Genomic DNA, 12,973 nt, shown 5'->3' on the forward strand with positions numbered 1-12,973 from the left:
TATGTCAGATGTAGCTGCTATTGAGGGATTTGTAAAAAAATATCAATCATTAAAAACTGAAATTGCTAAAGTAATTATTGGTCAAGATGAGGTGGTAAATCAAATTTTAATTGCTATATTTTCTGGAGGACATGCGTTGTTGATTGGTGTTCCTGGATTAGCCAAAACCCTAATGGTTAACACTATATCGCAAGCTTTAGGGTTGGATTTTAAGCGTATTCAATTTACGCCAGATTTAATGCCAAGTGATATATTAGGAAGTGAAATATTGGATGAAAACAGGAACTTTAAATTTATAAAAGGACCTATTTTTTCAAATATTATTTTGGCTGATGAAATTAATAGAACGCCACCTAAAACTCAAGCTGCCTTATTGGAAGCTATGCAAGAAAGAGCAGTAACTGTAGCTGGTCATCATTATAAGTTAAGTTTACCATATTTTGTTTTAGCAACTCAAAACCCAATAGAACAAGAAGGAACCTATCCATTACCAGAAGCCCAGTTGGACCGTTTTATGTTTGCTGTTAATTTGGATTATCCGACTTTTGAAGAAGAAGTACAAGTCGTTAAATCTACTACTACAGATATTGAGAATAAAGTAAATGCTCTATTTACTGCTCAAGAAATTATAGATATTCAACATTTAATAAGACGCATTCCTGTAGCTGATAATGTTATTGAATATGCTGTTAGAATGACAGGTAAAACACGTCCTAACAGTCCGCAAGCAACAGAGTTGGTTAAAAATTATATTGATTGGGGAGCAGGGCCAAGAGCCTCACAAAATTTAATACTTGCTGCAAAAACTCATGCAGCAATTAATGGAAAGTTTTCACCAGATATTGAAAATGTTCAAGCAGTTGCCAATTCTATTTTTAAACATAGAATTATAAAAAACTACAAAGCTGAAGCTGAAGGTATTTCTGAAGAGCAAATTATAAAAGACTTGTTTTAGTCTCTTTCATTTTTTAATTATTGTTAATTTATTATTTTTTTAGCACTAAAAATGTGTTTTTAATAAATTGTACTTGTTTTCGTTTGCTAAAATTGAATAATTCTCATTAAAACAAGGAGTTCATTACATTATTTTTAAATGTCTATTAAAATTTGTAATTTTGCCAAACTCAAAAAAATTAATCAAACCTAAAATAGATATTTATGGCATTCGATGTAGATATGATTAAAAAAGTTTACGCTAATATGGCAGAGCGTGTTGATAAAGCGCGTGACATTGTAGGTAAACCTTTAACACTCTCTGAAAAGATTTTATACTCACATTTATGGGATGGAAATCCTACAAAAGCCTTTGTAAGAGGTAAAGATTACGTAGACTTTGCTCCAGATCGCATTGCTTGTCAAGATGCTACTGCACAAATGGCATTATTGCAATTTATGCAAGCTGGAAAATCTAAAGTAGCCGTTCCAACTACGGTTCATTGTGACCATTTAATTCAAGCAAAACAAGGTGCTGCTGCCGATTTAAAACGCGCTAATGAAACCAGTAATGAAGTATTTGATTTTTTAGCATCTGTTTCTAATAAATATGGTATTGGTTTTTGGAAACCAGGAGCAGGAATTATTCATCAAGTAGTTTTAGAGAATTATGCATTTCCTGGAGGTATGATGATTGGTACTGATTCTCATACAGTAAATGCTGGTGGTTTAGGAATGGTTGCCATAGGAGTTGGAGGAGCTGATGCAGTTGATGTGATGGCTGGTATGGCTTGGGAATTAAAATTCCCAAAACTTATTGGTGTTAAATTAACTGGTAAGCTCAATGGTTGGACCTCTGCCAAGGATGTGATTTTAAAAGTAGCAGGTATCCTTACTGTAAAGGGTGGTACTGGAGCTATTGTTGAATATTTTGGACCAGGAGCTAAAAATCTTTCCTGTACGGGAAAAGGAACAATTTGTAACATGGGTGCCGAGATTGGTGCTACTACCTCTACTTTTGGTTATGATGATTCTATGGAGCGTTATTTGCGAGCGACAGATAGGAGTGAAATTGCTGATGAAGCCAATAAAATAAGAGAATATTTAACTGGTGATGACGCCGTTTATGCAAATCCGGAAGAGTACTTTGACCAAGTGATTGAAATCGATTTAGACACATTACGCCCACATTTAAACGGACCATTTACGCCTGATTTAGCCACGCCTGTTGGAGAGTTGGGAGCTAAAGCCAGAAAACATGATTGGCCTATAAAAGTTGATTGGGGTTTAATAGGTTCTTGTACCAATTCATCTTATGAAGATTTAACGCGTGCAGCGTCTATTGCTAAACAAGCCGTTGATAAAAAAATAAAGGCGAAGTCTGATTTTGGAATCAATCCAGGTTCAGAGCAAATTAGGTTTACTGCTGAACGTGATGGTATATTAAAGATATTTGAAGATTTAGATGCTACTATATTTACAAATGCCTGTGGACCTTGTATTGGACAGTGGGATAGAAGTGATTTAAAAGGTGAGGAAAAGAATACCATTGTTCATTCTTTTAACAGAAATTTCTCAAAACGTGCAGATGGAAACCCCAATACGCATGCGTTTGTAGGTTCACCAGAAATGGTTGCTGCAATAGCAATTTCAGGTCGTTTGGACTTTGATCCCATGAATGACACATTAATCAATGAGGAAGGACAAGAAGTTAAGCTTGATGAGCCTAAAGGTATTGAGTTACCACCTCTTGGTTTTGATGTTGAAGATGCTGGTTATGTTGAACCAGTTGCTGATGGTAGCCATGTTGAAGTAAGCGTAAGCCCAACTTCTGAACGTTTACAACTTTTAACACCTTTTGAGCCTATTGGGAATGAAATAAAAGGAGCTAAGTTATTAATCAAGGCGTTTGGCAAATGTACAACGGATCATATTTCAATGGCAGGACCATGGTTGCGATTCAGAGGGCATTTAGACAATATATCTAATAACATGCTAATTGGAGCTGTTAATGCTTTTAATAAGAAAACGAATTTTATAAAAAATCAATTCACAGGAGATTATGAAGGCGTTCCAGATGTGGCTCGTCAATACAAAGCAAAAGGTATATATTCGGTAGTTGTAGGAGATCATAATTATGGAGAGGGTTCTTCTCGTGAGCATGCAGCTATGGAGCCTAGACATTTGGGTGTCGCTGCGGTTATAGTTAAGTCATTTGCAAGGATTCATGAAACCAATTTGAAGAAGCAAGGAATGTTAGGCTTAACTTTTGCTAATGAAAGTGATTATGACTTAATTCAAGAGGATGATACCATTAATTTCTTGGATTTAGATACTTTTTCACCTGATAAACCATTAACCATTGAATTTGTACATGCTGATGGGACTAAAGATGTTATTAAAGCAAATCATACTTACAATCAAGCTCAAATAGATTGGTATAATGAAGGTTCTGCATTGAACTTAATTAAAAAAGAAAATGCAGCGTCATAATAAGTAGTAACTAATTCACAAAAAAAAAGCTCTTGAAAAATGTCAAGAGCTTTTTTTATTTAAACCTTATATTTAGTTAGAACCTAATAATAAATTCTGCAGTGTGTTGAATATAATTCTTTAGATATTGATAGTCATTGAATCCAAATTTACCCATAGTTTGTAATCTAATACCTATATCTTCATACAACCAAAAGTTAAAACCTAAACCAACATCAAACATCATACTGTCTTTGCTTAATACTGATGTATAGCCAAATCCAGCAAGAACGTAACCTTCAAAAGGATCTATCCTAGGGTTTTGTTCCCATATATATTGATCAAATATGAAACGTCCTGTTAAATCAACAGCAAACAAATTACTAGATTCTGTTAAATAACCGTTGTTTTGCTTATTATCTTTTGTAAGCTTATTCAGTGTAATTGCAAGATTAGTAGAAAAAAAATCACGCCATTTTCTTTCAACATTTATTGATAAAGGATTTTTAAAATTCCAATTATCTGCATCAAATGGATCATCAAATCTAAAACCATCGTTATCAACAATGTTCACACCAACCCCAATAGTCCATGGAACATCTGTGTCCAAATTGATAGATTGAGAAGACATTAATGAGGATATAAAAAAGAATCCTATAAAAACATATTTATTCATAAATTATGTATTTAAGAGTAAAAATAAGATTAATTAAAACATTATCAAATTAAATTTCGGATAATAAAAATGAATTTCTAGCAAAGCTCTCTTTAGATAACATTCTACAATAAGAAATAAACAAAAACTTCATTGCTTTAACGATTGTATTAAATCCGCTCTATAATTTTTATCCTTTAAAAACAATAAAAATCTATTTATTAATACTTTCATATTTAAGATGTTTTTTAAGAAATGAGTATTAATTAAGCCTATGGTATTATTCTGTGTATTGAGAACAAAGCATATTGATAGTATTTTGTTTTTAAGAGTTTGATTGGGCTTTTGAATATCTTGAAAATATATTGAACTAAAAAGGAAAAATTTTTGATAGGCATTGTCATGCAATTGAATTGCTAGACTTTGATGCTTTTTTGTTATTACTAAACTATCATAGATGTTTTTTAAATGTATAGAGTTGAAGTAATTACCATTATCATTAATTTGAAAACTTAATATGCAATGATTCAAAAGATGGCTAGCATGAGGCACAAAAACTCCATTAACATACTGTTTTTTAATTAAAACATCCTTTGAACTTAATTTGTTAAGGTGTTTTTTCTTTAGTAGTTCAGTATGAATTTCAATAGGAGCTAGTTTTATTTTGTTTACAAGTCTTGGAATATGTCGTTTGTCTTGATATTTTTCGCTCAATAGTATGTCGCCAGGAAGATAGTCCATTGTGATAAGAAGCTTTTTAGCTAGGTTAACTTGAGACCTTTCAACTAAAATATCAATATCTCCTATCATGCGTTCACCAGAGTCTTCGTAATAACCAGATATGATTAATGCAGCACCTTTTAAAAAAACATGGTTAATATGATTTGTAGAAAATAATTTAGAGATTTCTGTAATGTCTTCTAGGAGGACGTCATTTCTGTTTCTATTTATGGTTGTTAATTCAGTTAAATAATCTTTAAGGTCTTCTGGAAGATATTGTAATAGAGACTTGTCTTTTAAGCGACAATAAACTGTTGTTAAAACCAAATGATCACTCGCAACTTTAACAATATCGCTCCAGTCTATCCTTTTGGAAGTTATATTATCTTGTAGTTGAGCTAAATCACTTTTAAAACTAATAATATCAGCAATGTATTTATACGTTTCGTGTAATGATGCCATAAAAATAAACGTGTTCTATAAACGGATACTAATTAGTAAGTAACTCATTTTTAAATATATCAATAACTTCGTTATTATTGGAATAAGTGAGTTTGTAAAAAGTGATTTTTTCTAGCCAATTTAAAAAAAGTTTAGCATTTTCGGTTTTAGGTGAAAGCCAAGAATCTGGAATCAATGTTTCTAAGACTGATTCAATAGGTGCTTTTTCAATAGTAGTAGGTACATCTTTTTGGTAATTAACTAGTACCATTTTGTAGCAAGGTATATTATTTAAGCCTAGTTTGTTTAACGGCGTGATGTATTTAATTTTTCCTTTAGTTGTATGGTTTTTAATTGCTTTAATATCGTTAAAGTCATCTATATAATTTTCTATAACCTTAAACGATCCTTCTTTAATGGATATGGCAGAGGGATAAGCATAAATAGATTGGGTTTTGGCTAAGACTGGTGTGAAGTCATCAGCAATAAGATTAAAGCCATTGTGCATTAATATAGCCGACAGCGTGCTTTTTCCTTTACCAGATTCACCAAGCAGCATTACTGCTTCTTTATCATTAGAAATTGTGGATGCATGGAATGTACCTAACCAGTCGTCTTCATGTCTGTTGGTTATTAAACAAAGTAATTCCATGGCAAATTTACCTTGAAGTAAGTGGGTGTCAGACTTTTTAAATGGTTCACAATGAATTCTATTAGTAAATAAATACAGTAAATTATCTTTGGATGCTACATGAAATGTAAAGTCAGCCTTTTGTGTGGTTTTGTGTTCAAGGTGTTTAAACTGTGGATGGATTAATTGTTTAATTAAGTCATTGCTAAAACAAACTTCTAATAGTTTGTTTTTTATTTGATAAGTAACTGTTTCAGTAAATTGAAATGTTTCAAGTGGAATTTCAGACTTTAATGCTTCGTTTGGAAGGCTGTTACATTGTAATAAAAGCTGTTTTAAATCCTCATAAACACTATATGAGGTTTCTTCGGATATAAAGAGTGATTTGGTAAGACGTTTTGTAAATTCTTGCCTATTTGAACTATCTAAAAAGTAATTTAATAGAGATAGGTTAGTATCATCCATCAAAATATATTTGTTTGAACTTTCAAACCATAAAATATTGACTCCATTTATTGTTTTAACTAGTTCAGGAGCTATATAATTATTCAAAATTATTCTTCAAATAAATCTTCAGGATTACTTTCTCTACCAAATCCTCCACCTGGATCAGGAGGTGATGTGGCATGTGCTTTTTTGGGGCTTAAAATTAAAAATGTACCCACTGCAGTAATAGCTGCGTATTTCCCCATCTTTTTTAACGCTTCTTTACGTGTTATTTGGTTTTTGGACATTTTTTTGTTCATGTTACAAATATATAAATCATTTCAAAAATAAATAAATTATACGAGCTTAATAGTTTTTAATTAAACAATCAGCACATTAATTTACATAATAAATTGTTTACATTAATTAATGTGCTGACATATAATTATTTAATAATTATTTTTTCTGTTTTTGATAGAGTTTTGTTTGATAATGAAACGCTGTAAACTCCTGAAAGTAAATTAGACAGGTCAATTTGATTATAGTTGCTAGAAGTATTCAAATTAGTATTCAATACTAACCGTCCTTGCATGTCATAAATTTTAATGACCGTTGGACTATCCAAAGTTCCTTTAACAAACAAACTTTTAGGATTGATAGTTGCAAAAATTTGAATATTGTTACTATCAATAAACTCATCGGTTGATAAAGAAGCATCAGAAAACCTTAAAAAGAAACGACCTGTTCCATTTAAATCCACTGAAGGCGTGATAGTGTAGTCTTCATTATTCAATAAAGTGGCCGTATTGGCAACTGTATCATCTAAATATACATCAACGCTTTCTGGTAATGTAGATTCTACAATTGATATAGTAATTTCTTGATTTTGATTAGCGTTAATTCCCAACGGAATTGTTACATCTGAAAAATCTGAATATCCTAATGACTGAATAGCATAGTCGCGTTCAACATTCTCCTCTAATAAATGTGAGTAAATTGAAAAACTTGGTGCAACACCACCAAAGATACTAGCATCATAACCCGAATCCAAACCTAAAGTAGCGTTGTCTGTAAAGTAAAAATCGGTATTGTAGGATTGGTTATTACTTGAAAGTTGGATTTTTAAATGTTCAATTGGTTCTGGATTAGATAGTCTTCCGGGTATGAAATCATCTGAATTTCCATTTAATCGCATATCGGGTGTAAAGGACACCGTTCCACTTGCCACAGCTGATGCAACAAAAAATCCTTGACCAGGAGTAAGTACTGCCCCTGGATTGGCATCAGAGTATGCTTGATTCCAAATAGTCCAGCCATCAGAAGCATTACCATCGTATCCATATATTCCAGAACTTTCAGTATCGAATAATGAATTGTTAATAGCTAAAAAATCAGATAATGATAAGTAAGATGGGTATGGGTTTCCAATTAGGTTCCATTCAGGGTTATTAGGTCCTGCTATAACAATTGGAACATCTAGAGATCCTGTTGTTATTGTTCCAGTAAAATCTAAATTACTACCATCGCTAGTTGCAGCTCTGTAACCAATTCCTGGTTCAAGAACTACGGCTGCTTCAGCAGGGATAGCTGTATCATAAGTTAAGTATAAACCTGTAACTTTATCAAAAGGCCCGAATAATTTTTCTGTTGGGTTGGTCGGATTTTCATATAAGTTGATATTTTCTACAGCAAAATCACTAAACGTTTGCCCTGTAACAGGTGAAGAAACCAAATCATTACCTCCAGAAGCAGCATTTTGATTTGTATATCGACTATATCTTACTGTTCCATAAGATTCACCATCAACAATTAAACTGGAAAAGCTTGTTGAAATTGAGTTTAATTGTAAAAGGCCTCCATTGTAAATATTGTTATTGACTAGAATGGATTGTCCTTCAGAAACATTCACAATAGCACCAGCTTCAATAAACAAATTGTCTAGTTCAATATCTGTTCCTACAATGTAGTTACCATCTCTTACATACGCATTTTCAAGGCCTGTAACGTCAGATGGAGCATATGGTGTCCAGGAATTATTGGCATAAATAAGACCATCAAAAACACTAACTACTTTAAAGTTGTCGAAGCCAGAATAGGCATTTGTTCCATCATCTCTTATCTTGAGCACTAAGCTTACTGTATCTACGCTGTCAGGAACATTAACTAACACAGAACCAGAATCGTTCTCAAAATCTACAAAACCATCTAATAAATATACTTCTCCTTGCCCAACATCATCATAGAAAATTTCATATTTGGCATCATCAGTTGAATTTGCATAACCAATAACTTGCCAATCAAAACGAACTTGCACATTATCAAACATACTTATGTCTATATCATCAAATGTAATTGTCGCAAAATCAACTGTACCATTGTCACCCTCATCATCTAAGTCATTTTCACCTAAAATATTATTGGAAAATAATTGGTAATCTAGAGGTGCAGCACTGTCGATATCAATAGGTCCAAAATAGCCATCTATCCCCCAACCATTATCAAAAAATGCTACATCACTAGTATATGTCCATTCAGGAGATGACATGTCAAAATCTTGAATAGCTATTGTAACTATAGGACCTAGAATATTAAATGTATCGCTAATTATAGCTGGCAATACTGTTGGGGTTGCTAATAATGTAACTCCTGTAGCTTGGTCAGAAAATGCTATGGTATCAAAAACACCAATACCATTAATTATACTGTAAGAAATTAAAGGAGGATCTAAAGGTCCCGTAGCTGTGACACTGATTATATCATTAAAATCAACATCCAAATTACCATTTGAATCAATGGCATTGATTGCTGGGTATGGAGCCATTACTTCAAATTGATTAACATCTGAAGGCTGTTGAACATATATTATTTCTGAAGCCGTCACTTCAATTCTATTATCGTCTCCATCAATTGGTGTGACAGCACCTCCTGCATCAAATTGAAAAAATGAGGATCCGTTAGTTGCATCTGCCAAGGCAGCAGTTATAGCAAGTTGTATTTGGTCGTTGTCTGTTACTGTACTATTAAAAGTAGCGTACACACTGAAGGTTTTTGAGCTATTATCTGGAGTACTAATACCGCTACCTCCATTAAGACCTGTAAACGATGCCGTATCACTATTGATAGTTGTTTCACCAACATTTGTTAGGCCATCAAAAACAGCTAAAGCGGCTAGATTTTCATAACCACCAATATTAAATTCCAAATCCTCTAAAATTGTTGGTAAAGTATCAGGGTCATTTAGGTCATCACCACCATCTTGAATCACAAATTCTCCAATCTTAATCGAGTTGGACGTTGTAAGGCCAGATGTAGTATTATACAATTGGTAATTAATATTGTCAGCAGGGTTGAAAACTGCTGAAGTAACAATATTGGATTCTATACTGTTGGGAGTAGTAACAATAACATTCCCAAAAAGGCGTATACCAGGGAAGTCTATACCGTAATCTGCCCAAAAAATAGTTGACCTAAATCTTAAAAAACCACTAGTATCAGATGCATTCCACGCATAGAGTCTAAAAGTGATGGTTTGTCCAGTTCCAGAGACTATATTTAAACCACTGTAACTGTAGGTGGTATCTGTTTCCGCCGGAAGGCTAGTGTTACTGCTAACCGGAATTCCATTAGTCGCAAAATTATTGGTACTGTAGTACAATCTAAAATTTGCTGGACCATCAGCGGTACGTCTTAATTTAAATTCAATTTGATTAATATTTATACTGTTGTTAGCACTTGCAGTAACTGACCATTGAATGTATTCATTATTGGCTTGAGCTTGAGGTCTGTTATTCGCATTCCATAGTCTCGAAGCAAAATCAGGTGTGCCTGCTTGTTCTATGCCTGAACCTCTTGTTAAACCCATTGAAGAGATGGTGCCCACATTTCCAGTAGCAGTAGGTCCAGGACCGTTTTCCCTATCAATTGTTACAATTACTGATTGACTGTAACAAAAACAAGTTAAAAGTAATGTAGATAATAAATAGTAGATTTTTTTCATAATAGCTTTTATTAATATCCTATTAATGATGAGGTAAACCTTCACCATAGGCAATTTAATACTCAAAGGTAATAAAAGTACGTAACTAATTAAAGCCAGATTTAAATAACGTTAAGAATAGTTGTGAAAGAGCATAATATTATCGATGAATGGGTGTTGTTGAATGAATAAATGAAATATATTTGTGTCAAATTTCGAATTTGAGTTTCTCACTAACTAAAAATCATTAGTAACCACATTGCAAAAAACATTAAAAAAACAAGTTTTTAGTGGATTGGCTTGGAGAGGTAGTGCAGATATAGCACAACAAGTTCTTCAGATTGTGTTTACCATAGTGCTGGCTCGTTTATTAACAAGAGGTGATTTTGGTTTGGTTGCCATGGCACTAATTGTTAATCGTTTTGTGAAGGCATTAACAAGTATTGGTTTTGGTGCAGCTATTATTCAAAGTCAAGAAATTACTAAAGGCCAAATTTCTGCTATATTTTATATTCAACTTGCTTTAAATACTCTCTTAACGGCTATTGTTGTTTTCGGATCTGGTTTTGCTGCGTCATTTTTTGAAGAACCCGGATTAAAGCCTATTATTCAAGTTTTAGGATTTGTTATACTGTTACAAACGTTTCAATTTCCTAACATTCTTTTGAAAAAGCGAATGGATTTTAAAGGGTTCTCAATAGCTGAAATATCTTCAATGGTTATATCCAATATCATTGCGATAATTATGGCATTTTATGGTTTTGGTGTTTGGTCGTTGGTTTGGCGATTGATAATTCAAAGAATCATTTTTGGAGCGTTATCATTTTATTTTGGAAAATGGTTGCCTTCTAAACCGGAATTTAAAGGTATAAAACCATTTTTTAACTTCGGGATTAATATGCTTGGTGCTCATATCGTGTATTTTTTTGCTGAAAATATGATTGGTCTTTTAACCGGTCGTTATTTAGGTAAAGAAATTATGGGATTATTTAATATAGCCTATAATTTAGCTATAGTACCTGCTACTAAAATCCAGTCGGTATTGACAAGTGTTCTTACCCCTGGGTTTTCAAAGCTTCAATACCAAGTTGAAAAGTTTAGAAGTAATTATATTAAAGCACTTAACTTAACCTCCATTCTTTTTATTCCTTTTATGGTCATGTTAATGGCTATTAGTAATAATTTAATACCAACTTTTTATGGCACAAAGTGGCAGGAGGCAGGTAATTACTTAATGATTTTAGCAGTAGTAGGGTTGTTAAGAGGTCTCTCACATATCTTAAGAAGTGCCATTATAGCAAAAGGAAAGTCACGAGTTATCTTTATATCAACAATTGTTGAGGTGGTGTGTTCGTTGCCAATAATGTATTTTTTAATGCAGGATTATGGTATTTACGGATTGATAACTGGTTATTTGCTAGGTGCCTTATTCGGTTGGATTTATACAGCTTATTACTTTAATCGTATTATTGATTACAAAAACGGTGCCTTGTTAGCTGTCAAATCGGCAATAATCATGTCAATCATTATTTTTGTATGTGTTTATAGCATCAATTTTATAGAAATTATTTCTCCAATTGCACTTTCAATACAATTAGTAATTGGTTTATTATTGTTTGTTGTGCTATTGTATTTTTTCGAGAAACTATTATTCATGGATTTATTAAATAGAATACGATTATTTAAAAAAGAGAGGATTGGAAAAAGAAAGTAATTATATTATTCAATTATTAGATAAAAGTTCTAAAAAAGAAGTTTCAATGTTTTTGGAACTTTTACAGAGTAATTTTAGTAAATCAACTGAATATTACAGATGGAAACATAATCTTGATAAAGAATACGAAGTAGAGGAATACACATTTTGTATTTATGATAAGAAGTTATGCGTTGCGACCATACAAATGATTGTGAATAAAATAGTTGTTTCTGGAAAAGACTTGAGATTTGCATTGTTATGTGATGGAGCAACACATAAAGATTACAGACGTTATGGCATTTTTGAACGGATGCTTAATAAATGCGTATCACATTCCAAAACTATTGACGTCAGTTTTGTTTACAGTACTGGAAATGAGAAATCAAGGAGAGCATTAATGAAATTAGGCTATCAGGATTTTTTCTCCACCTTTAAAGCTCAAAAACGAATACGATTTGGCCATAATCTTCTTAAACCAATCAACATTGTTAATAGTATCATCTATAAAATCAAAGGGTTGAAAATAAATGGAAGTAAGACATCGGTTAAAGAAATTGATTTAGTAGATTATCATGCTTTCATAAATTCAAATAAGGGAAAATTTGATATTTATTTTGATAAATCACTTTCACACTTAAAATGGCGTTTAGATAAACCGGAAGGTGAATATACTATATTGGGAACTTATGATGAAGATCAGGTTTTGAGAGCTGCGACAGTTTTACAATTGAGTACTAGCAAAATTTACATAGTAGACTTTTTATTTACCAAAGGTCATAGCCATCACATGAATAAGTTACTACAATATATTGTTGATTTAGCCTGGCGTAACAAAGGAGTAAAGCACATCAATGTAATCAGAAATAATTTTGATGAAACCAAAAGTGTTTTTAATGAGAATGGCTTTAATCTTTCACAGCATAATATAAAGACCTTATTGAAGTATGTGGGAGAAAATAAACTGTTTTTAGATAGTGACTTAAAAAATATGCACTATATGCGTATAGACAAAAACGAATAGAT

9 protein-coding genes are annotated in these 12,973 nt (G+C 32.4%); 4 read left to right on the forward strand and 5 right to left on the reverse strand.

Features of this window, described 5'->3' with window-relative positions:
* Position 1: 1 nt before the first annotated feature.
* On the forward strand, positions 2-955 hold the full coding sequence (locus C1S72_RS13715) for an AAA family ATPase (RefSeq protein WP_104736301.1): 954 nt from the start codon (positions 2-4) through the stop codon (positions 953-955).
* A gap of 203 nt (positions 956-1,158) precedes the next feature.
* Positions 1,159-3,426, forward strand: a complete 2,268-nt coding sequence (locus C1S72_RS13720) for an aconitate hydratase (RefSeq protein ID WP_104736302.1) — start codon at positions 1,159-1,161, stop codon at positions 3,424-3,426.
* Between the two features lie 76 nt (positions 3,427-3,502).
* Here C1S72_RS13720 and C1S72_RS13725 read toward each other — a convergent pair whose 3' ends face one another.
* The 5 genes from C1S72_RS13725 to C1S72_RS13745 form a co-directional block, all read right to left on the reverse strand.
* On the reverse strand, positions 3,503-4,081 hold the full coding sequence (locus C1S72_RS13725; RefSeq protein WP_162919994.1) for a hypothetical protein: 579 nt from the start codon (positions 4,079-4,081) through the stop codon (positions 3,503-3,505).
* Positions 4,082-4,210: 129 nt separating this feature from the next.
* On the reverse strand, positions 4,211-5,242 hold the full coding sequence (locus C1S72_RS13730; protein ID WP_104736304.1) for a nucleotidyltransferase family protein: 1,032 nt from the start codon (positions 5,240-5,242) through the stop codon (positions 4,211-4,213).
* Between the two features lie 28 nt (positions 5,243-5,270).
* Entirely contained in the window at positions 5,271-6,404 is a 1,134-nt protein-coding gene (locus tag C1S72_RS13735) for a phosphoenolpyruvate carboxykinase (ATP) (RefSeq protein ID WP_104736305.1), read from the reverse strand.
* Between the two features lie 2 nt (positions 6,405-6,406).
* On the reverse strand, positions 6,407-6,586 hold the full coding sequence (locus C1S72_RS13740) for a hypothetical protein (protein WP_317045767.1): 180 nt from the start codon (positions 6,584-6,586) through the stop codon (positions 6,407-6,409).
* 137 nt (positions 6,587-6,723) lie between these two features.
* Positions 6,724-10,275: a T9SS type A sorting domain-containing protein gene (locus tag C1S72_RS13745; RefSeq protein ID WP_162919995.1), complete on the reverse strand. Its 3,552-nt coding sequence runs from the start codon at positions 10,273-10,275 to the stop codon at positions 6,724-6,726.
* A gap of 238 nt (positions 10,276-10,513) precedes the next feature.
* On the opposite strand from C1S72_RS13745, the gene C1S72_RS13750 reads away from it, so the two are divergent.
* Together C1S72_RS13750 and C1S72_RS13755 are read left to right on the forward strand one after the other, a co-directional pair.
* A complete protein-coding gene (locus C1S72_RS13750; protein WP_104736308.1) occupies positions 10,514-11,968 on the forward strand; it encodes a lipopolysaccharide biosynthesis protein in 1,455 nt (484 codons plus the stop codon).
* The gene (locus C1S72_RS13755; protein WP_104736309.1) at positions 11,952-12,971 is read left to right on the forward strand and encodes a GNAT family N-acetyltransferase; all 1,020 of its coding nucleotides are present in this window, start codon (positions 11,952-11,954) and stop codon (positions 12,969-12,971) included. The genes C1S72_RS13750 and C1S72_RS13755 overlap by 17 nt, the downstream gene beginning before the upstream one ends.
* Positions 12,972-12,973: the final 2 nt, after the last annotated feature.

Source organism: Hanstruepera ponticola (genome assembly GCF_002940745.1).
Classification (GTDB): Bacteria; Bacteroidota; Bacteroidia; order Flavobacteriales; family Flavobacteriaceae; genus Hanstruepera; species Hanstruepera ponticola.

What these genes read in the sequence shown, in the direction of transcription:
- C1S72_RS13715 (WP_104736301.1), top strand. Translation starts at nt 2, where the DNA reads ATGTCAGATGTAGCTGCTATTGAGGGATTTGTAAAAAAATATCAATCA.
- C1S72_RS13720 (WP_104736302.1), top strand. Translation starts at nt 1,159, where the DNA reads ATGGCATTCGATGTAGATATGATTAAAAAAGTTTACGCTAATATGGCA.
- C1S72_RS13725 (WP_162919994.1), bottom strand. Translation starts at nt 4,081, where the DNA reads ATGAATAAATATGTTTTTATAGGATTCTTTTTTATATCCTCATTAATG.
- C1S72_RS13730 (WP_104736304.1), bottom strand. Translation starts at nt 5,242, where the DNA reads ATGGCATCATTACACGAAACGTATAAATACATTGCTGATATTATTAGT.
- C1S72_RS13740 (WP_317045767.1), bottom strand. Translation starts at nt 6,586, where the DNA reads ATGTCCAAAAACCAAATAACACGTAAAGAAGCGTTAAAAAAGATGGGG.
- C1S72_RS13745 (WP_162919995.1), bottom strand. Translation starts at nt 10,275, where the DNA reads ATGAAAAAAATCTACTATTTATTATCTACATTACTTTTAACTTGTTTT.